Here is a 20,132-nt window from a genome sequence, read left to right on the forward strand (position 1 = left end):
GCTCAGAAGCAAAGACTCAGGAGATCGGCGATGAACAGGCCGGCTATGCCCAATTCCTTCCGCACCGGGCCCGACGAGCAGGGCATGTTCGGCATTTTCGGCGGCCGCTTCGTCGCCGAGACGCTGATGCCGCTGATCCTCGATCTCGAAGAGCAGTGGAACAAGGCCAAGAATGATCCGGAGTTCAAGGCGGAGCTGGAGAACCTTTCGACCCATTATGCCGGTAGACCGTCCAAGCTCTATTTCGCCGAAGGCCTGACAAGGCATCTTCGGGAGGTTTCCTCGGCGAAGGGCCTCGGGGGCGGCGCCAAGGTCTATTTCAAGCGCGAGGACCTGAACCACACCGGCTCGCACAAGATCAACAATTGCCTCGGCCAGATCCTGCTCGCCAAGCGCATGGGCAAGAAGCGCATCATCGCCGAGACCGGTGCCGGCCAGCATGGCGTCGCTTCCGCCACGGTCGCTGCGCGCTTCGGCTATCCTTGCGTGGTTTACATGGGTGCCACCGACGTCGCCCGCCAGAGCCCGAACGTCTTTCGCATGAAGCTGCTCGGCGCCGAGGTGCGCCCGGTCACCGCCGGCCACGGCACGCTGAAGGACGCCATGAACGAAGCTCTGCGTGACTGGGTCACCAATGTCGAGGACACCTATTACCTGATCGGCACCGCCGCCGGCCCGCATCCCTATCCGGAGCTGGTGCGCGACTTCCAGTCGGTGATCGGCACGGAAGCGCGCGCCCAGATGCTGGAGCAGGAAGGCCGGCTGCCCGACGTCATCATCGCCGCCGTCGGCGGCGGCTCCAACGCCATTGGCCTGTTCCACCCGTTCCTCGACGACAAGGATGTGCGCATCATCGGCATCGAGGCCGGCGGTCGCGGCCTCGACGGCGTCGAGCACTGCGCCTCGATGAATGCCGGCTCGCCGGGCGTGCTGCACGGCAATCGCACCTATCTCTTGCAGAATGCGGACGGCCAGATTCTCGACGGCCATTCGATCTCGGCCGGTCTCGATTATCCGGGCGTCGGGCCCGAGCATGCCTGGCTGCGCGATTCGGGCCGCGTCGAATATGAGCCGATCCTCGACGACGATGCGCTGGAGGCCTTCCAACTGACGACCCGCGTCGAAGGCATCATCCCGGCGCTGGAATCGGCGCACGCCATCGCGCATGCGATGAAGATCGTGCCGAAAATGGACAAGGACCAGATCGTCATCGTCAACCTGTCCGGCCGCGGCGACAAAGACGTGCACACGGTGGCCAAGATGCTGGGCATGGAGATCTGACAATGACGACCCGCATCGACCGCCGCATGGCGAAGCTCAAATCCGAGGGCCGTCCGGCTTTGGTCACCTATTTCATGGGCGGCGATCCGGATTACGACACTTCGCTCGCTATCATGAAGGCGCTTCCCGGCGCCGGCAGCGATGTCATCGAGCTCGGCATGCCGTTCTCCGATCCGATGGCCGACGGCCCGGCCATTCAGGCGGCGGGTCTCAGGGCGCTGAAAGGCGGTCAGACGCTGGTCAAGACGCTGAAGATGGCGTCCGAATTCCGCGCCGGCGACGACGAAACGCCGATCGTGCTGATGGGCTACTACAACCCGATCTACATTTACGGCGTCGATCGTTTCTTGGCCGACGCAAAGGCGAGCGGCATCGACGGCCTGATCGTTGTCGACCTGCCGCCGGAAATGGACGAGGAGCTCTGCGTTCCGGCGCTGAAGGCGGGCATGAATTTCATCCGCCTGGCGACGCCGACCACCGACGACAAGCGCCTGCCGAAGGTGCTCGAGAACACCTCCGGCTTCGTCTACTACGTGTCGATGACGGGCATCACCGGCTCGGCCTTGGCCGACACTGCCAAGGTGTCGGCGGCGGTCAAACGCATCAAGGGTCACACCGCGCTGCCGGTCTGCGTCGGCTTCGGCGTCAAGACCGCCGAGCAGGCGCGTACCATCGGCGCCTCCGCCGACGGCGTCGTCGTCGGCACGGCGATTGTCAACGCGGTCGCCAATGTGCTCGGGCCCAAGGGCGAGAAGACCGCCGATCCGGCCGAAGCGGTCGCCACGCTGGTCAGCGGGCTTGCCCAGGGCGTCCGCTCGGCCCGCCTTGCTGCCGCCGAATAGTCTGACTATTTGTTTTTACGCAATTCCGGACGGAAAACCGCCGCACACTTTTCCTGGAATTGCTGGACGTCTCTTCGTCGGGACAGGAGCCGAAGCGATGAACTGGATCACCAACTACGTTCGACCGAAGATCAATTCGATGCTCGGCCGGCGCACCGACATGCCGGAAAATCTCTGGATCAAGGATCCCGAGACCGGCGAGATGATCTTCCACAAGGACCTCGAATCCAACCAGTTCGTCATCCCGTCTTCCGGCCACCATATGAAGATCTCGGCCAAGGAGCGGCTGAAATACTTCTTCGACGACGGCAGATACGAGACGCTGGAAAACCCCAAGGTCGTGCAGGATCCGCTGAAGTTCCGCGATGAGAAGCGCTACACCGATCGGCTGAAAGAGGCGAAGGCCAAGACAAGCCTCGAGGACGCGATTCTTAACGCAGTCGGCACCATCGAAGGTCTGCCGGTGGTGGTTACCGTGCAGGACTTCGCCTTCATGGGCGGCTCGCTCGGCATGGCCGCGGGCGAGGCCATCGTCCATGCCTTCGAGGTCGCTTTGCAGCGCAGGCGGCCGCTGATCCTGTTCGCCGCCTCGGGCGGCGCCCGCATGCAGGAGGGCATCCTCTCGCTGATGCAATTGCCGCGCACCACGGTCGGCGTCGACCGGCTGAAGGAAGCCGGCCTGCCCTATATCGTGGTGCTGACCAACCCCACCACCGGCGGCGTGACCGCGTCCTATGCCATGCTGGGCGACGTTCACATCGCCGAGCCCGGCGCGCTGATCGGCTTCGCCGGCCCGCGCGTCATCGAGCAGACGATCCGCGAGAAGCTCCCCGACGGCTTCCAGCGCGCCGAATATCTGATGGAACACGGCATGGTCGACATGGTGGTCTCGCGTCTGGAGATGCGCCCGACCATCGCACGATTGTTGAAGATGCTGCTCAAGACCCCAGTGGCCGAGAAGCCATTGGAGCCTGAGATCCTGCCGCCGGCGGTCGTCAACGCCGAAGCCCGGCCGCAGGCCTGACGCGACACCGTTTGCCGCCCACCGCGATGGCGCCAGCTGCGCTGCGCAGTAGCTGTTTGCGCATGATCCCTTTCCAAAACCGATCCCGGTACGGGCTCATGCGCCAGAGCAATTCCAGCAAGAGTGCGTAGCGGTTTTGCGTCCGGAATTGCACACGAACGAAAGGCATTGAAGGCGATCCTGTTCTTTCGCCGCAAATGTTCTAGGATTCCGCCATGACAACGCTCGCCGCCGATCGTGAAATCGAACATCTGATGACGCTTCATCCGAAAGGTTTCGACCTTTCGCTGGACCGCATCGCCCGCCTGCTCGAGCGTCTCGGCAACCCGCAGGACCGGCTGCCGCCGGTCATCCACATCGCCGGCACCAACGGCAAGGGCTCCTGCGCCGCCTTCTCGCGGGCGCTGCTGGAGGCGGCCGGTCATCTCGTCCACGTGCACACCTCGCCGCACCTGGTAAACTGGCACGAGCGCTACCGGCTGGCCGCCGAGGGCGGCGGCAAGCTGGTCGACGACGATGTCTTTGCCGAGGCCATCGCGCGCGTCGCCAAGGCCAATCAAGGCCAGAAGATCACCGTTTTCGAGATCCTCACCGCCGTCACCTTCATCCTGTTTTCCGAGCATCCGGCCGAGGCGGCGATCATCGAGGTCGGGCTCGGCGGCCGCTTCGATGCCACCAATGTCATTTCGCGGCCTGCCGTCTCGGTGATCATGCCGGTGTCGATGGATCACGAAGCCTATCTCGGCGACCGCGTTGAGCTGATCGCGGCCGAAAAGGCCGGCATCATGAAGCGCGGCTGCCCGGTGGTGATCGGCGCGCAGGAAAGCGAGACCGCGCTGGAGGTGCTGATCGAGACCGCCGAGCGGCTGGATTGCCCGACCGTTGTCTACGGTCAGGATTTCCTGGCCTTCGAGGAGAACGGCCGCATGGTCTATCAGGACGAGGACGGTCTGATGGACCTGCCGCTGCCGCGCCTGCCCGGTCGGCATCAGTTCGCCAATGCCGCCGCGGCGATCGGCGCGGTCAAGGCCGCCGGCTTCGAGATAAGCCATCGGGCTGCCGAAAAAGCGATGACCAGCACCACGTGGCCGGCCCGGATGCAAAAGCTGACGCAGGGCAGGCTGGTTGAGCTTGCCCCAAAGGGCGCCGAGATCTGGCTCGACGGCGGCCACAATCCGGGCGCCGGCGTCGTCATCGCCGAAGCGCTGGCCGAGCAGGAGGAAAAGAACCCGCGCCCGCTGATCCTTATCGCCGGCATGATCAACACCAAGGACCAGACCGGCTATTTCAGCGCCTTCAAGGGGCTTGCCCGCCATGTCTACACGGTGCCGGTGAGCAAGAGCGATGCCGGGGTGCCCAATGACGAGCTCGCGCTGCGCGCCACCGAGGCCGGCCTGTCGGCCGAGCCGGTCAACTCCGTCGCCGATGCGCTTATGCTGCTGCGCGACAGCTGGGACGGTCCGGCGCCGCGCATCCTCATCGGCGGCTCGCTCTATTTCGCCGGCGCTGTGCTGGACGAGAACGGCACGCCGCCGACCTGATAGCGCCGAGGCAGTCGCGAGGAGCAATCGTGATCAAGGTGAACCAACTGGCCCATGTCTGCATCTTCGCGCATGACCTTGAGGCGACGCGCGGCTTCTACCGGGATGTGCTCGGCATGGACACGCAGTTCAACTTCCTGCGCGACAGCAAGATCTTCGGTTTCTATCTCAATTGCGGCGGCCGCAGCCATGTCGAGGTGTTCGAGAAGACCGAAGCCCGCTACAGCGAGGCGAACCAGATCAACCACTTCTGCCTGGAGGTGGAAGACATGGACGCCGCGATCACCCATATCCGGTCGCAAGCGGTCGAGGTGACGGCGAAGAAGCTCGCTTGCGACGGCACCTGGCAGGCCTGGATCAAAGACCCCAACGGCGTGAAGATCGAGCTGTTCGAATACACGGACAAAAGCGCGCAATTCATCGGCGGCGATCGCGTCGCCGATTGGTAGCGGCGCCTGCCTCGAAGGTTATTTCAGCTCGATCTCGATGAAGGCGTATTCGCCGTCATTGGCGTTGATGACATCGTGCTCGACGCCTTCCCGGCGGAAATAGGGCGCGCCTTGCTTCATCTCCGCGAAGGATTCGCCGTCCTTGGTCACCAGCTTCACCTTGCCGTCCATCAGCGGCACGATGACATAGTCGTGGCCATGGCGGTGCCAGCCGGTGTTGGCGCCCGGGGCGAAACGGTATTCGGTGACGATCACGCGCTCATTGTCGACGTGAACTGTGGCCTTGGCTGTTCCGGTCATGGGACTCTCCTTTTCTTAAGGAAAGGAGATGGCTGCCCGAAGCGTCAGGGCCAGAGCGCCGTCAGCGATGGCGCCAAGGAAAAAGCCCGGCGCAATGGCCGGGCTCGATCTTTCTGATATTCGGATTGGCTCAGGCGAGGCTGCCATTGATCCAGTGCGACAGCGCCGTCTTCGGCGCCGCACCCACCTTCATGTCGGCCACTTCGCCGCCCTTGAAGATCATCAGCGTCGGGATCGAGCGCACGCCGTACTGGGCGGCCAACTCGGGATTCTCGTCGATGTTGAGCTTGGCGACCTTCACCTTCGAGCCGAGCTCCTTGGCGATGTCTTCCAAAGCCGGGGCGATCATCTTGCACGGACCGCACCACTCGGCCCAGAAATCCACCACGACCGGCTCCTTGGCATTGAGCACATCGGCCTGGAAATTGCCCTTGTCGACCTTGACGGTGGCCATGCTGAAATCCTTTCGAAAACTCGGGTTGCACCAAATGTGGTGGCTGTGGTGGCGATGTTCAAGCAGTTCTTGTGTCACGCTCCCGTGAGTCGGGCAAGGGCACCGTCCATGGCCGCTGCCGGCAGCTCGATCAGGCGCGGCGCCTCGGTGAACAGCAGCGCGGCCGTCACCATGCGGCCCGGATAGAGCGGCTGAAGCAGCGCGCGGTAGAGCGCAAGCTGCAGGACATAGGCCGGCGGCACTTCGGCCAGGCTGGCCGGCGCCGGCCGGTTGGTCTTGTAGTCGACGATCGAGACCGTTTCCGCAGTGACCGCCAGCCTGTCGATCTTGCCGGAGATGGAGCGCAGCTTGCCCTTCACCTCCAGGCTGCCCATGATGGCGACTTCCGCCCGCGAGGACGGCGAGAACAGCGCCCCGAAGCTTCTGTCGAACAGGATGGAAAGCACGGCTTCCAGCGCGGTGTCGCGCTCTTCGGCCGGCCAGTCGGCGCCGGCGCGCGCCAGATAGCGTTCGGCCGCGCTCCGCCTCTCGTCCTCGGCGATGCCGGGCAGCATCTGCAGCAATTTGTGCAGTGCAAGCCCGCGCATCACCGCAAAGCCGGGTTCGGTTTCCGCATCGAGCACCGGCGAGCGCGTGTCGGGCAAGCTTTCCGTCGCTTCGTCGATCAGCGCCGAGGCGCCTGAAGGCGAGAGCGGCCGCGGCAAGTCCTCATAGGGTGGCAGCGGCCGGAACAGGCCGTCCGGCAGCGGCGCGGCATGATCGAACGGTATCGTCTCCTCAGCCTGATTGAGCGCCATCGGCGGCAGCTTGGTCATATGGAAGCGATGCACCGCCACGTCGGGTGTCGCCGGATGCCGCCGCTCAGCGCTTTCCGGCGCACCCAGCAGTGCCCGGCTGACAATCGAATGCCAGGTGCCGGTGCTCGGCGCGCGCTTGCCGTGATAGCCGCAGACGATCAGCCGGTCCTCGGCGCGCGTCATGCCGACATAGAGCAGCCGCCGGTATTCGTCGTCGGCAAGCTCGCGCGCCCGCGCCGAGGCCGCTTTCGAAACGCCGTTGGCGACGTCACTCGCCGAGCGCCAGAGATAGCCCTTGCCCTTCCAATCAGCGCCCGAGCTTTCGAAGGCCATCAGCCGCGGCAGGTGCTGGTCGCTGAACGGCGCCGAGCCGCCGTCGACCAGGAAGACGACCGGCGCCTCCAGGCCCTTGGCGGCGTGCACGGTCATGACGCGCACCTCGTTGCGGGTCTGGTCCATCTCGCGCTTGATCTCCGGCCCGCTGTTTTCCAGCGTCGAGAGGAAGGATTCCAGCCCCGGCAGGCCGGTACGTTCCTCAGCCAGGCAGAAACTCAGGAACTCGTCGAGGATGTCGCCGGCTTCCGGCCCGAGCCGGGCCGTCATCTTGCGGCGCAGGCCGTCACGCGAAAGCGCGGCGGCATAGAATTCAAACACCGGCTTGAACGCCACCTCAGTCGCCCAGCCATCGAGCCGGCTAACAACGGCGGCCAAGACCTCGTCTCCGCCGGCATGCTGCCGGAGCGAGGCGATCAGCGACTGGCCCTTTGGCCGCTCGCCAGCGAGCGTGAGCAACGTCTCCTCGGAAACCTCGAAGATCGGGCTGCGCAGCACGGCGGCCAGGGACAAGTCGTCCTCCGGCTGAATCAAAAAATGGCCGAGCGCGATCAGGTCCTGCACGGCGATATGGCCGGGAAGGCTCAGCCTGTCCGCGCCGGCAACCGGGATCTGCCGGTTCTTGAGGCTGCGCGACAGCGCGTGCACGAAGCGATCGCGCTTGCGCACCAGCACCAGGATGTCGCCGGCGGTCAGCTTGCGGCCTTTGCCTTCGATGGCCTCGCCGTTGCGCAGCCAGTTCTGGATCGTCGTTGCCACATGTTCGGCCACGCGCACGGCGGGCGCGCTGGCGTGGTTGACCGGCAAGGTCCAGTCGTCGGGCTCTTCGACCATTTCGGCGCCGATCGAGGGCCACACCTCGACATAGCCCGGCGCATCGGTGCGGATCGCCTTGTGGCTGAGCGGATCGGGATCGTGGCTGATGCCGCGTCGCACGCCTGGCTCGGCGAAGACGCGGTCGACGGCGGCAAGCACGTCGTCGCTCGAGCGGAACGACCAGGTGAGCTTCAGGTCGGCAAACGAAGCCTCCGCGTCGCGCACCCGCCCGGCAAACAAAAGCCGGCTTTCGGCAAAGGAATCGGGCGCCGCGCCTTGGAAGGAGTAGATCGACTGTTTCTCGTCGCCGACGGCGAACACCGTGCGCCGCACCGTCTCTCGCTGGCCGAACCCGGCGAAGAATTCTTCCGTCAGCTTCTTCACCACTTCCCACTGGTCGGGACTGGTGTCCTGCGCCTCGTCGAGCAGGATATGGTCGATGCCCTGGTCGAGCTTGAACTGCACCCACGGCCCGGCATCGGGCCGCGACAGCAGGCTGACCGTGCGGGTGATCAAATCGTTGAAGTCGAGGAAACCGCGGCTTCGCTTCAGCTGCTCGTAGCGGGCGATCAGCCAGCCGGCGACGGTGAGCGCAGCGGCCGTGCCTTCGAGCATGCGGAACAGCCCCAGCCGGTCCGATACATCGAGGATCGCCTTGGCCGCCGCGAGATAGCGCTCGGGCAGGTCGGGCAGCCTGTCCACCAGCGCTTTCTTGAAGATTTTCGGTGGATCGTAAGGGTCGCCATCGGAGCGCAGAAATGCCTTGGCGAGCAGTCGCAGTCGCCTGATCGGATCAGCTTCGGCAAAAGCGGTCTGCGCATAGGGCAGCACGTTGTTCAGCACCTGCCGCGCGTCGGCGGCTTCGGCGGCGCGCCCGAATTCAGCGAACTGGCTCGGCGCAAAGCCCGGCAGCGGCCAGACCGAAGCGGCAATGCCGGCTGCCGTCTGGCCGGGGTTGAAGCCGAATTCGGCGAACAGCAGCCGGAACTCCCGGTCCTTGCCCAGCTTTTCGATAAAGGCGCGCAGTTCGTCGCGCTTGCCCACGATCTCGGAGAGCAGCATGTCGAGCCCGAACTCGCCGCCGCGCTCCAGCACCGTGGCAAAGGCTTCCGCCAGGCCTTCGACACCGGTGCCGGCACCCGAGATCATGTCGCGTCGCGCATCAGCGAAAAGCGAGGCCTCCATCTGCGGGTCGAGCATCTCGAAATGCGCCGGGATGTTGGCTTCCAGCGGGAACTGATGCAGCACCGATTCGCAGAAGGCGTGGATGGTCTGAATTTTCAGGCCGCCCGGCGTTTCCAGCGCCTCGGCAAACAATCGACGCGCGCGCCGCATCGTATCGCGATCGGCCGACCGCCCGTCGAGCGCGGCTATCCGTGTCGCGAGCTCGGCGTCGGGAAGCGCCGTCCATTCCGACAGCGTCGAGAACACGCGGTTCGACATGTTGGCGGCGGCGGCGCGCGTGTAGGTCAGGCACAGGATCTTCGACGGATCGGTGCCGTTGAGCAGAAGCCGGATGACGCGTTGCGCCAGCACATGGGTCTTGCCCGAGCCGGCATTGGCCGAGACCCAGGCGGAATTTTGCGGATCGGAAGCGCGCGCCTGGCTGGCGGCGGTGTCGGAGGGGATCGGATATCTCATCCTTCCGCCTCGTCCTCGCTTGCGCCGCCGGCCGACCATTCCAGCACGCGCGCCAGATGGTCGTAGTCGCCATCGGCCTCGCCTTCGCGGAACGGCAGCGCGCGTGACAGATAGCCGGTGGTCGGGTCAGCATAGTGGAAGAGCAGCCTTTCCAGCCGCGCCCACGCTTCCTCGGCAAGCTCGTTGGCGGTCTTCGGCTTGCGGTTGTATTCGAGGATCGATTCCTCGAACACCTCACCGTTCGGCTTCAGCCGCACGAAGGCAAGCTGCGAGGGCTCGCAGATGCCGAGCTCCTTGAAGGCGCCCCGCCGAAGAAGCGCGCCCTCGAGTGCCAGCTGCGGCGACAGAAGCGTATGCGCCTGCGCCTTCGAAGGCGAGGAACCGGTCTTGTAGTCGAGGATGTCGGCCATGCCGCCGGCGAGAAGGTCGACCCGGTCGGCATAGCCCGAAAGCGTGATGCCGGTGCGGCCGATAACGGTCTTTTCGGCGCGTTCCTCGGCATAGCGCCGGGCGACGGCGTCGGCGCGGGTATGCTCCCATTCGATGATGTTTTCCGCGAGCTTTTCGAAGCGCGGCCACCACACCGCCTCGATATCGGGCGGAAGTGCCGCGTCGGCAAAGCACGCGCGACTGGCCTCGATGAGGGCTGCCAGCGCGCCCGGCGCCCTCGGATCCTCCATCCTTCGCGAGAACAAATGCAGGATTTCGTGGAACAGCGTGCCGCGTTCGGCAGCGCCGGGGTCGCGGATCACCGGGTCGAGCGGCATCAGGCTGAGAATCCGCCTGGCATAGATCGCATAGGGGTCGCGGCGCAGCGTCTCGATCTCGGTGACCGAGAAATGCTGTGGCCGCAGGTGCAGCGGCGGTTTCGGCTGTGGGCGAGACGCAAAATCCTTCCTGTCGCCGGCATCGAGCGCGCGCGCCCAGGCAAGCAGCGCGTCGCCGCGCCGGCGAACTGCCGTCGCCTGGTCCTTGCCGATGAAGGTGACGATGCGCTGCAGCCAGCGCGACGGCACCGCCGGCGCGTCGCCGGATCGGGCCGAGCGCGTCAGCACCACCGTTTCAGTACCCATCGCAATCTGGAAATCATGCGCGGCCAGGCCGATGCGCCGCTCCGGCGGCTCGAGATCGATGCCGGTCTTCATCAGCCGCGACATGAACCGGTCGCTCTCGGGCTTGCGCGGCCAGACCCCTTCATTGAGGCCGCCGATGACCAGCGTGTCGACGCTTTGCAGGCGAGCTTCCAGCGCGCCCCAGATGGCGATGTTGCGGTCGGTGCCTTGCGCCGGCTTGACCGTTTCCGGCGCGAGCAGCGCCTCCATCACGTCGGGCCATTCGCCCGCACCGATCATAAACGGCGATGACACGGCAACCAGCCCGCGCAGCAGCTCGGCGAGCTTCTCGCCGGCGTCGCCGGCATAGAGGCTGGTCAGGCTGCCATCGGCCGCGCGGCCGAGACCTTCTAACGCCACGACGCTCGCCCGCGTCAATGTCGCGATATCGGCATCCTTCTCGCCGCGCATCGCAGTGAGCGGGGATAGCGCATCGGTGAGGCGATTGAGCACTGCCCGCGCCTCTTCGATACCGCGTACCGTGAGGCGCTGGAACCAGAAGGGCTGACGGCTGTCGCCGCCAAGGCCCGCGAGCCGCGTCTCGAAAAGCGCGTCGAGGGAAGCGACGTCCGGCCGGCCGGTGCCGCCGCGCAGCGCCACCAGCTCGATCAGCTCGGCAGCCTTGCGCACGCTCTGGCGTTCGAGACCGAGGCCAAGCAGCGGATGCTTGAGCAGCGACAATAGACCCACCGGATCGCCTGGCCGGAATGCTGCGCCTAGCGCCAACCTGAGCAGGCTGGCGGCCGGCGTGTTGGCTAGCGGCGTGCCGCCGGAATCGTCAGCGACGACGCCGAAGCGTAGCAGCTCGGCCGAGACGCGTCGCGCCAGGGCGCGGTCGCCGGTGACGAGTGCCGCGCGCTTGCCCGGCATTTCCACTGCGCGCTTAAGCGCAATGGCAATCGCTGCCGCCTCGTCGCGCTCATTGGCAGCCTCGACGAGCGTCACGCCGGCCAGCGCCTGCTCGACATCGCTGACCGGGAAACGCGGCCGCGACTCCGTCCAAAGCTCGGTGGTCTCGGCCGGCCGCAGCGCCTCGCCGACAAGGGCGGCGCGTAATGCAAGCGGTCTTGACGCAGCGCCGATCTCCTCGACATCGCGGCGCTCAATGCCAATGCTGCCGATCAGCTTGGCGAGGCCGTATTGTGGGTGACCAAGTGTTGCCGGCCGCGCGCCGGGCGCGGTTATCGCCGCGAAGGACGCGTCGTCGAGCTCGCGGTCGAGCCCGGGCAGCACGACGGCGCCGTTCGGCAAGCCGGCGATCACGGCAAGCAGCTCGGCCGTGGCTGGAATGGAGCCGGTCGAACCGGCGGCGATCACCGGTCCGGTCGGCGGACTGCGCTTCAGCCGCGCCGCTTCCAGCCGGATCAGCGCGCTGCGGTGCGCGGCCGGATTGGAGCGGTCACGCTCTTTGAGCAACTCCGGCCAGTTGTCGGTGACGATGCCGAGGAAATCGAGCGTCACCTGCCACCAGCCCGCAAGGTTGCCGGTGACCAGCGTGGCGAGCTTCGCCCAATCCGTCCCCTCGGTCTCGATCTCGTCCATCAGCCGGGCAAGGTCGCGCGAAAGCCAGATGGCGTCGGCGGCCGAGGTCGGCACAACGAACTCCTCGTTGAAGCGCGTCCGGACGTGCGCCGGCAGGCTTTCCTTCCAGGCACGCACCAGCGGCGCCAGCAACAGCAGCCTTTCCTGCGCGGCGATCGGCGGTGCGAGGTCTATTGCCGGTGCCGCCTCGGCGTCAAAGGCGGCCTCGTCCTCGTCGAACTCGCCGAGCGGCCGCACCGTCGGCAAGATGGCCGAGCGTCTGCCGAGCATGTCGACGAAGGCGCCGCGCAGGGCGCGCGCCGCGCGCCGCGTCGGCACATAGATGGTCGCGTCAGCCAGCGCCAGCGGCTCGCCGTCGAAGCGGAAGGTTGGGATCAGGCGGCCTTCGAGCAACGCCTCCGCCAGCGTCGGCAGGAACGGCGCTCCGGACGGGATGGACAAGACGCGGCGCGAGCCGCTCATACCGCATTAGATCTTTGTGCGCCCGTTTGGGCGCACAAACGACGATCTAACTCTTTGAGTCTACGCATCGTGCTTTCCAAAAATCGGACCCGATTTTTGGGCCGATGCGGTCGCGGGCGCGCCGGTGACCGCCGCTTCGGCCGCCGGAATGGCGTCCGGCGTCCCGACGGTGATCCAGCGGCCTCTCATCTTCATGCCGAACAGGCGGCCGGCGTCGATTGCCTTGTCGAAATAGGCGTTGATCGAATGCGGGCCTTCGGGCGCATCCTTGAAGATGCGCGGATCGATGATCGCGGCACCGGCATAGATCAAGCCGGCAGGGTCGCCTTTGGACCGGTGCAGCGCGCCGTCCGGCGCCACGAGGAAGTCGGTGCCGACGCAGTGTCCGATCGCTGAGTCGAGATCGGTGAGCATCAGCAGAATATCCATTCTAGCGGCGTCCCATGCAAGGGCGAGGCGCTCGAGGCTGGGCTCGCCGCTGTCGATCCAGAACGTATCGGCATTGATGATGTAGAAAGGCTCGCCCCCCAGGAACGGCAGCGCCTTGACGATGCCGCCGGCCGAGTCCAGCAGGCCCGCGCGCTCGTCGGAAATGTCGATCTTCGGCGCCCGGCGGCCGGCGACATGGGCGATGATCTGCTCCGGCAGGTAGTGAACGTTGACGACGGCGCTGGCGACGCCGGCGGCTTCCAGGCTGTCCAACCCCCAGTCGAGCAAGGCCTTGCCGGCGATCTTCACCAGCGGCTTCGGCATCGTGTCGGTGATCGGCCGCATGCGCTTGCCGAGACCGGCCGCAAGCACCATCGCGGTCTTCGGCTTCATGGCGAGCGCTCCTCGAGCAGGCCGTGGGCCATGTAAAATTCCTTCAGGCCGGCAAGCGCCGGATGCGCCAGCGCCCGCCTCAGATAGGCGCGGATGCGCGGCAGGTGCTTCAGATAGTAGGGCTTGCCGTCGCGCTTTTCGAGCCGCACGAAGATGCCGAGGATCTTCGAATTGCGCTGCGCCGCCATGATCGCATAGGCCTCGGCGAAGCCGGCTTCGTCGAAGGCGCCGGCCGAACGCCGCGCTGCGACATAGGCTTCGACCGTCCGCCGCTCGATCTCGGTCGAGACGGTGACACGCGCATCCATGGCCAAAGAGGCGACGTCGTAAGCCGCCGGGCCAATCAGCGCGTCCTGCACGTCGATGATGCCGAGCCGATCGAGGCCGGAACGCTCTGCCCGCCAGATGATGTTGGGCGAATGGAAGTCGCGCAGCATCAGCGTGTATTCCTGGCCCTCGAGCCGGTCGAGCACCGCGTTCCATGCCTTGTGGTAGCCTGCCCGCAATGCATCGCTTGCCGGCTCGCCGGTGACCATCGGCACATACCAATCGACCAGAAGGTCCGCTTCGATCAGCATCGCCTCGCGGTCAAAGGGCGGAACGTCGTGGTACACGCCCGGCGCGGCCTCCATGCGGTCGGGCCAGGCCTTACCATGCATCATGGCGAGCAGCTCCGCCGCTGCCTCATAGCGCTCGACGATCGGCTGGCCGTCGCCGCCCAAAAATCCTTCCGAGCCGAGATGTTCGAGCAACAGAAAGCCCTGATCGAGGTCCTGCGCATGGATAAGCGGCACGCTGACGCCGGCGGCGAGAAGCGCCCGGTCGATGGCGACGAAGGCGGCGACCGATTGTGCGGTGTGAGCGATCACGGCGTAAGGCTTGCCGTCGCGCACCGGCGGTCCGAGCACCAGGCGCGGCGAGTTCATCAGCACCCGCGGCGCCCGGCCGGGAAGCGAGGCGATCTCGTAGGAACGGGCGGACGCGTCGCCGACGAAATGACGGCGGCTCGCTTCGCCCCAGCCGGCCGAGGCCAGGAAATCACGCATCGCCAGCGAGCGCGCCGCGCGCTCGAAGGCGGCTCCCTGTCCGGAGATCCTTGCCGACCGGCCCGCGCCCTGCTCGATAAGCTCGACCTGGAGCGCATTTGCCGGCAGCTGGTCGCCGGCTCGGTCCGGCCATTCGATCAGTGCCGCGCCCTGCGCCAGCGCGTCGTCGAGGCCGAGCTCGTCGAGCTCGTCCGGCGAGGACAGGCGGTAGAGGTCGAAATGGTGCACGGGTATCCGCGTCTCGTAGCTCTGCACCAGCGTGAAGGTCGGGCTCGGCACTTCGAGGCCGGCGTCGTCGGCAAGCGCCCGGATGAGCGCGCGGGCGAGCGTCGACTTGCCGGCGCCGAGATCGCCTTTCAGCGCAATTGCGTCGCCAGCCCGCAGCGCCATGGCAAGGTCTTCGCCAAGCCTCGCGGTCGCCGCCTCGTCGGCGAGAAATCGTTCCAACACCGTTTCTGCCAAAGCGCGTTACTCGGCCGCTTCGCGGATGCCGCCGGAGGGCGTCTCCGGGAAGGTGCAGATCACGGTCGTGCCCTTGTCCGCTCCGGTCTCTATACGCACCGTTCCGCCGTGCAATTCGACGAAGCTCTTGACGATCGACAGTCCCAACCCGGCGCCGCGTCGGCGGCCGCCATTGGCGCGCGGCTCGAAGCGTCGGAAGACCGATTCCAGCACGTCCGGCGGCATGCCCGGCCCGTCGTCATGCACCGAGAATTCGACGCCGTCTGCCATTTGACGGCAAGCGAGCGTGATCGTGCTCGCCGCTGGCGCATAATTTGCGGCATTGCTCAAGAGATTGTAGAGGATCTGGCGGACCCGGATCTCGTCGCCGTGGAAGCTCTTCGGCGCCGATGCAGCGTCGACCTTGAGCTTGATCTGATGCTCCTCCAGCCGGTCCGCGACCAGCTCGGCGGCCGCAGCGATCGTCCTGTCGATGCTCATCTCGGAAATGTCGAGCTGCATGATGCCGGCATCGACCGTCGCGAGATCCAGTATGTCGTTGACGATGGTGAGCAGGACCGAGGACGACGAGCCGACATGCTCGACATATTCGCGCTGCTTCGGCGTCAGCGGTCCCGTCGTCGGCAGCGACAGCAGTTCGGTGAAGCCGATGATGTTGGTCAGCGGCGAGCGCAGTTCGTAGGAAACGTGCTGCACGAACTCGTTCTTCAACTGGTCTGACTTCTCCAGCGCCTCGTTCCTGTCCTTCAGCGCCCGCTCGACATTGACGGTGTCGGTGACGTCGACAAAGGTCATCATCACTTGCCCGTTGGGCAGGTGGATCACGGCATAGCTCAGCACCGTGCCGTTGACGAGTTCCGCCTGGCCGTGGCTGTCGCGGCGTTCGTCGTCGAAGCCGGTGATGGCGGCGACGAAGCCGCCCCACGGACTGTCTGCCGCGCGTTGGTCGCAAAGATCGCGGATCGCCGAGACATGCACGTTAGCCTTGATCGCGTCCGGCGCCAGCCCCCACAGCGCGATAAAGGCGGGGTTGGACAGGCGCAGCCGTCCGTCCGGGCCGAACACCGCCACGCCCTCCGCCAGATTGTCCAGCGTCTCGCCTTGCACACGCACGGCGGTCTGGTAGCGGCTTTCGAGGTCCATCTTCTCGGTCAGATTCTCGAACACCCAGGTGACGCCGCCCTTGGGCTGCGGGTTGGCCACCACGCGGATCGTCTTGCCGTCCGGCAGGTGCCACCAATGCTCCTGCGATTCGACGGCGCGATAGGCGCCGAGCAGGTTCTCTTTCCAGCGCCGCCATTCCGGCTGTTCGGCGATCTTGCCTTCGCTGCGCAGCCGGTCGAGCAGCAGCGCGTTGGAGGGGGCGCTGTGCAGAAAGCCGCCGTCCAGGCCCCACAGTTTCTGGAATGCCTGGTTGAAAAAGCGCAGGTTTTCGTCGGTATCGAAGATCGCCACCGCCGTGTTGAGCTGGTCGAGCGTGTCGGCATGGCTGCGCACGGTGCGCTCATATTCGGCGCGGATCGTCTCGATCGCGCTGATGTCGCAGGCGAGCCCCGCCGAGCCGTCGGCGCTCGCAAAGTCGGTGACCGAAAACATGTGGCGATCACCCTCGATGACCGTCGACAATGTCTGCTCGAAGACGGGGCGCGACTTGTGCTGTTCGGCAATCTGCTCGCGCGCCTGTCCGCCGAGGAACTCCTTGGCTTCGCGCACGGCGGCCTCCGCGCTTTCCGCTTCGACCGCCTCGGCATAGGCGCGGTTGACCCATTTCAGCCGCCCGTCGGCCGCCCGCAGCCATGTCGGCATCTTCAGCGCGTCGAGCAAGCCGAGCATGGTATCGTAGTCGGCGCTGAGCCGCTGATTCTCGACCTTCAGCCGGGCCTGGCTGCGCAGCGTTTCCGACAGCGATATGAAGCGGACCAAGACATGCGCGGCGCTCTTGCGGCCATGCACCTCCAGCGGCATGCCCGCTTGCGTTTCGATGACGAGATCGAAAGTTTTCGCTTGGTCGCGCAGCGCCGCTATGGCGTTCTCGAGCGCCGCGGCGGAGCGCGGCATCAGCCAGCGGCCGAAAGCGAGGAAGGCGGGCCGCTCGTCCGGTGCGCCGCTTTCGAGCGGCAGGCTGCCGATCAGCTCCGGTTTCTTGATCTCGGAACTCCACACGACGACGCGCTGGTCGCGCAAATTGAGCAGCGCCTCGGAGCGCTGCAAGGCCGCGTTGACGTCGGCGATTCGCGCCCTGAGCTGGACATTTTGCGACGCCGTCCGTGCCCGCTCGCGGATCAGGAAGATGGCCGAGACAAGGGCTGCCCCCATGACGCCGGCAAACATGGCAAGCTGCATCACTTCGACCGTGCTGACCGCCGCGGCCACGCCGGTATCGGCATGCGCCACAACGCTCAGCAATGGGGCGGCAGACGTGGCGGCGGCAAGAAGCGTGCCGAGACGGGCGCCGGCGCGCCATGAGAGGGCTCCGCCCGCCGCGGCGGAGCCGGTCGTGATCGAATCCTCGTGGCCGCCGGAAACGGCCTTTCCCGCGCGTGGCGGGTTATCCCCCGGCATGTCTTGGTCCTCTTCGCCGCTTGAATGCAAGACCGCCCTGAATGCGTCCCCGGCCCAACTGTCCCCGGACCGCGAATCACAACAATAACGCCTGCCGGAATCGGCGTGAAGAATCACAGGCGCAAAAAATGAAGCGGGGCGGAAAGTCAACACCCGGCTTCAATATGTTGTAGATATTTTCGTTTTGGTTAATAGCGGTAGTGCTCAGGCTTGAACGGGCCCTGCGGCGTCACGCCGATATAGGCCGCCTGCTCGGAAGAGAGCTCGGTGAGGCGCGCGCCAAGCTTGTCGAGATGCAGCCGCGCCACCTTCTCATCGAGGTGCTTGGGCAGCACATAGACCTGGTTCTGGTACTGGCCGTGCTTGGTGAAGAGCTCGATCTGAGCCAGCACCTGATTGGTGAACGAAGCCGACATGACGAAGCTCGGATGGCCCGTGGCGTTGCCCAGGTTGAGCAGGCGGCCTTCGGACAGAAGAATCATCCGCTTGCCGTCGGGGAAGGTGATCATGTCCACCTGCGGCTTGACGTTGGTCCATTTCAGGTTGCGCAGAGACGCCACCTGGATCTCGTTGTCGAAGTGGCCGATGTTGCCGACGATCACCATGTCCTTCATCGTCCGCATATGGTCGAGCGTGACGACGTCCTTGTTGCCGGTGGTGGTAATGACGATGTCGGCCGTGGGGGCTGCGTCTTCCAGCGTGACCACTTCATAGCCGTCCATCGCGGCCTGCAGCGCGCAGATCGGGTCGACCTCGGTCACCTTGACGCGAGCGCCGGCGCCGCGCAGCGAGGCCGAAGAGCCCTTGCCGACGTCGCCATAGCCGCAGACGACCGCGACCTTGCCGGCCATCATCGTGTCGGTGCCGCGGCGGATGCCGTCGACCAGCGATTCCTTGCAGCCGTATTTATTGTCGAACTTCGACTTGGTGACGGAGTCGTTGACGTTGATCGCCGGGAAGGGCAGCAGGCCTTTCTTCTGCAGCTGGTAGAGGCGGTTGACGCCGGTGGTCGTCTCCTCGGTGACGCCGCGGATCGCTTCCTTCTGCTTGGCGAAGAAGCCCGGCGAAGCCTTCATGCGCTTCTTGATCTGGGCGAACAGGATCTCTTCCTCTTCGCTGCCGGGACTGGACAGCACGTCCTCACCCGCCTCGGCGCGCGCGCCGAGCAGAATGTACATGGTGGCGTCGCCGCCGTCGTCGAGGATCATGTTGGACGTGCCGCCGTCGGCCCACTGGAAGATCCGGTCGGTGTAATCCCAGTAGTCCTCCAGCGACTCGCCCTTGATGGCGAAGACCGGAATGCCGGCCTCGGCGATCGCCGCGGCGGCGTGATCCTGGGTGGAGAAGATGTTGCAGGAGGCCCAGCGTATATCGGCGCCCAGCGCTCTCAGCGTCTCGATCAGCACCGCGGTCTGGATCGTCATATGCAGCGAGCCGGTGATGCGCGCGCCCTTGAGCGGCTTCTTGTCGCCGAATTCCTCGCGGCAGGCTATCAGGCCCGGCATCTCGGTTTCGGCGATCTCGATCTCCTTGCGGCCCCAGCCGGCAAGCGAAATGTCGGCGACCACATAGTCCTTGCTACCCGTCATGGCAGTGCTCCGGTGTGATTGTCTTCAAAAGCGCGCCGGCGCCGGGACGGCGCATGGAGGGCGCGGATTGCCGGCCTGACTAGCAGATCGGCTGCCAAACGACAATGGGATATAAAGAAATCTTTATTCGTGCATGTCTTTGGAGACAATGCGCGGCACCGATCGGCGAACCTTCAGATTTCCTCGCCGAAGCGCGAGGCGACCAATTGCTCCAGCGCGTCCATGGCCGGACCGGCTTGCGGACCGCTGGCGGTGACGCGGATCGAATAGCCGGGGCTTGCCGCCAGCATCATCAGGCCCATGATCGAGGTGCCGCCGACCTTCACGCCGTCCTTCTCGACATGGATGGTTGCGTCGAAGCCGCTGGCGACCTGGACGAACTTGGCCGAGGCGCGGGCATGCAGGCCGCGCTGGTTGACGATCGGGAACTCACGCACAACCTCGTCTTTTTCCGGCGCATGGGCGTTCATTTGCTGCTCAGAAGCTGGCTGGCGACGTTGATGTACTTGCGCCCCGCGGCCTGCGCCTCGTCGAGCGCGGCGGCCATGTTGTCGCCCTTGCGGACCGAGGAGAGCTTGATCAGCATCGGCAGGTTCATGCCGGCGATGACCTCGGTGCGGCCCGATTCCATCACCGAGATGGCGAGGTTGGAAGGCGTGCCGCCGAACATGTCGGTGAGCACGATGACGCCGGCCCCGGTGTCGACGCGTGCCACCGCGTCGATGATGTCGGCCCGGCGCTTCTCCATGTCGTCGTCGGCGCCGATCGCGACCGTTTCGAAATTGTCCTGTGGCCCCACCACGTGTTCGACGGCATGCCGGAACTCGGTGGCGAGTTGACCGTGCGTCACGAGCACGAGTCCGATCATTCTTTGGTGGCTCCCGTCATCGCCGCTTCACTGGCGTATTTTATGTTCGCCAACCATTCCAGGCGGCGGGAGCGCTATCTTGTCGACGCACGGCCGGTTGACAAGCCCAAAATTGCGACGCCCCGGTCCATTTTGACGCATTGCAGCAAAAAATCCGGACCGGATCATGAAAAAGGCGCTATCGACAGC

Annotated in this window: 16 protein-coding genes; 6 read left to right on the forward strand and 10 right to left on the reverse strand. The window is 65.5% G+C overall.

Annotated elements, in window-relative coordinates; translation table 11 throughout:
• The first annotated feature begins 30 nt into the window (after positions 1 to 30).
• The 5 genes from trpB to EOA79_RS03735 all read left to right on the forward strand — a co-directional run bounded on the left by trpB (position 31) and on the right by EOA79_RS03735 (position 5,137).
• Positions 31 to 1,281 (forward strand): tryptophan synthase subunit beta, encoded by a 1,251-nt coding sequence (gene trpB, locus EOA79_RS03715; RefSeq protein ID WP_095825503.1) that lies wholly within the window; start codon positions 31 to 33, stop codon positions 1,279 to 1,281.
• Positions 1,282 to 1,283: 2 nt separating this feature from the next.
• Complete coding sequence (gene trpA, locus EOA79_RS03720; protein WP_095825504.1) at positions 1,284 to 2,123, forward strand: tryptophan synthase subunit alpha; 840 nt, start codon at positions 1,284 to 1,286, stop codon at positions 2,121 to 2,123.
• A 97-nt stretch (positions 2,124 to 2,220) separates the two neighbouring features.
• Positions 2,221 to 3,147, forward strand: coding sequence for an acetyl-CoA carboxylase, carboxyltransferase subunit beta (gene accD / locus EOA79_RS03725; protein ID WP_095825505.1), 927 nt, complete (start codon positions 2,221 to 2,223; stop codon positions 3,145 to 3,147).
• A 215-nt stretch (positions 3,148 to 3,362) separates the two neighbouring features.
• Positions 3,363 to 4,688, forward strand: a complete 1,326-nt coding sequence (locus EOA79_RS03730; RefSeq protein ID WP_095825506.1) for a folylpolyglutamate synthase/dihydrofolate synthase family protein — start codon at positions 3,363 to 3,365, stop codon at positions 4,686 to 4,688.
• Positions 4,689 to 4,717: 29 nt separating this feature from the next.
• A complete protein-coding gene (locus tag EOA79_RS03735; protein WP_095825507.1) occupies positions 4,718 to 5,137 on the forward strand; it encodes a VOC family protein in 420 nt (139 codons plus the stop codon).
• Between the two features lie 18 nt (positions 5,138 to 5,155).
• On the opposite strand, the gene EOA79_RS03740 is transcribed toward EOA79_RS03735, so the two are convergent.
• The 10 genes from EOA79_RS03740 to EOA79_RS03785 form a co-directional block, all read right to left on the reverse strand.
• Complete coding sequence (locus EOA79_RS03740; RefSeq protein WP_067002933.1) at positions 5,156 to 5,437, reverse strand: cupin domain-containing protein; 282 nt, start codon at positions 5,435 to 5,437, stop codon at positions 5,156 to 5,158.
• 130 nt (positions 5,438 to 5,567) lie between these two features.
• On the reverse strand, positions 5,568 to 5,891 hold the full coding sequence (trxA, locus tag EOA79_RS03745; protein WP_041000044.1) for a thioredoxin: 324 nt from the start codon (positions 5,889 to 5,891) through the stop codon (positions 5,568 to 5,570).
• 74 nt (positions 5,892 to 5,965) lie between these two features.
• Positions 5,966 to 9,478, reverse strand: a complete 3,513-nt coding sequence (addA, locus tag EOA79_RS03750) for a double-strand break repair helicase AddA (RefSeq protein ID WP_095825508.1) — start codon at positions 9,476 to 9,478, stop codon at positions 5,966 to 5,968.
• Complete coding sequence (gene addB / locus EOA79_RS03755) at positions 9,475 to 12,594, reverse strand: double-strand break repair protein AddB (RefSeq protein ID WP_095825509.1); 3,120 nt, start codon at positions 12,592 to 12,594, stop codon at positions 9,475 to 9,477. The genes addA and addB overlap by 4 nt, the downstream gene beginning before the upstream one ends.
• 60 nt (positions 12,595 to 12,654) lie before the next feature.
• On the reverse strand, positions 12,655 to 13,416 hold the full coding sequence (locus tag EOA79_RS03760; protein WP_127335979.1) for a nucleotidyltransferase family protein: 762 nt from the start codon (positions 13,414 to 13,416) through the stop codon (positions 12,655 to 12,657).
• Positions 13,413 to 14,924: a tRNA (adenosine(37)-N6)-threonylcarbamoyltransferase complex ATPase subunit type 1 TsaE gene (tsaE, locus tag EOA79_RS03765; protein WP_095825511.1), complete on the reverse strand. Its 1,512-nt coding sequence runs from the start codon at positions 14,922 to 14,924 to the stop codon at positions 13,413 to 13,415. The genes EOA79_RS03760 and tsaE overlap by 4 nt, the downstream gene beginning before the upstream one ends.
• A 6-nt stretch (positions 14,925 to 14,930) precedes the next feature.
• A complete protein-coding gene (locus EOA79_RS03770) occupies positions 14,931 to 17,486 on the reverse strand; it encodes a PAS domain-containing sensor histidine kinase (protein ID WP_095825581.1) in 2,556 nt (851 codons plus the stop codon).
• Between the two features lie 188 nt (positions 17,487 to 17,674).
• Positions 17,675 to 19,075 (reverse strand): adenosylhomocysteinase, encoded by a 1,401-nt coding sequence (gene ahcY, locus EOA79_RS03775; protein WP_095825512.1) that lies wholly within the window; start codon positions 19,073 to 19,075, stop codon positions 17,675 to 17,677.
• 173 nt (positions 19,076 to 19,248) lie between these two features.
• Positions 19,249 to 19,545 carry an HPr family phosphocarrier protein gene (locus EOA79_RS03780; RefSeq protein WP_095799052.1) on the reverse strand — a complete coding sequence of 99 codons (297 nt, stop codon included), beginning with the start codon at positions 19,543 to 19,545 and terminating at the stop codon, positions 19,249 to 19,251.
• On the reverse strand, positions 19,542 to 19,943 hold the full coding sequence (locus EOA79_RS03785; protein ID WP_095825513.1) for a PTS sugar transporter subunit IIA: 402 nt from the start codon (positions 19,941 to 19,943) through the stop codon (positions 19,542 to 19,544). The genes EOA79_RS03780 and EOA79_RS03785 overlap by 4 nt, the downstream gene beginning before the upstream one ends.
• 6 nt (positions 19,944 to 19,949) lie before the next feature.
• Here EOA79_RS03785 and EOA79_RS33125 point away from each other — a divergent pair.
• Positions 19,950 to 20,132, forward strand: a 183-nt coding sequence (locus tag EOA79_RS33125; RefSeq protein ID WP_206639227.1) for a hypothetical protein, incomplete at its 3' end; no start/stop codon positions are given.

Source organism: Mesorhizobium sp. M1A.F.Ca.IN.020.03.2.1, assembly GCF_004023205.1.
GTDB lineage: Bacteria > Pseudomonadota > Alphaproteobacteria > Rhizobiales > Rhizobiaceae > Mesorhizobium.

Bases quoted from the DNA above. Each gene is read 5' to 3' on its own strand.
- trpB (WP_095825503.1), top strand. From the start codon at position 31: ATGAACAGGCCGGCTATGCCCAATTCCTTCCGCACCGGGCCCGACGAG.
- trpA (WP_095825504.1), top strand. From the start codon at position 1,284: ATGACGACCCGCATCGACCGCCGCATGGCGAAGCTCAAATCCGAGGGC.
- accD (WP_095825505.1), top strand. From the start codon at position 2,221: ATGAACTGGATCACCAACTACGTTCGACCGAAGATCAATTCGATGCTC.
- EOA79_RS03730 (WP_095825506.1), top strand. From the start codon at position 3,363: ATGACAACGCTCGCCGCCGATCGTGAAATCGAACATCTGATGACGCTT.
- EOA79_RS03740 (WP_067002933.1), bottom strand. From the start codon at position 5,437: ATGACCGGAACAGCCAAGGCCACAGTTCACGTCGACAATGAGCGCGTG.
- trxA (WP_041000044.1), bottom strand. From the start codon at position 5,891: ATGGCCACCGTCAAGGTCGACAAGGGCAATTTCCAGGCCGATGTGCTC.
- addA (WP_095825508.1), bottom strand. From the start codon at position 9,478: ATGAGATATCCGATCCCCTCCGACACCGCCGCCAGCCAGGCGCGCGCT.
- addB (WP_095825509.1), bottom strand. From the start codon at position 12,594: ATGAGCGGCTCGCGCCGCGTCTTGTCCATCCCGTCCGGAGCGCCGTTC.
- EOA79_RS03760 (WP_127335979.1), bottom strand. From the start codon at position 13,416: ATGAAGCCGAAGACCGCGATGGTGCTTGCGGCCGGTCTCGGCAAGCGC.
- EOA79_RS03770 (WP_095825581.1), bottom strand. From the start codon at position 17,486: ATGCCGGGGGATAACCCGCCACGCGCGGGAAAGGCCGTTTCCGGCGGC.
- ahcY (WP_095825512.1), bottom strand. From the start codon at position 19,075: ATGACGGGTAGCAAGGACTATGTGGTCGCCGACATTTCGCTTGCCGGC.
- EOA79_RS03780 (WP_095799052.1), bottom strand. From the start codon at position 19,545: ATGAACGCCCATGCGCCGGAAAAAGACGAGGTTGTGCGTGAGTTCCCG.
- EOA79_RS03785 (WP_095825513.1), bottom strand. From the start codon at position 19,943: ATGATCGGACTCGTGCTCGTGACGCACGGTCAACTCGCCACCGAGTTC.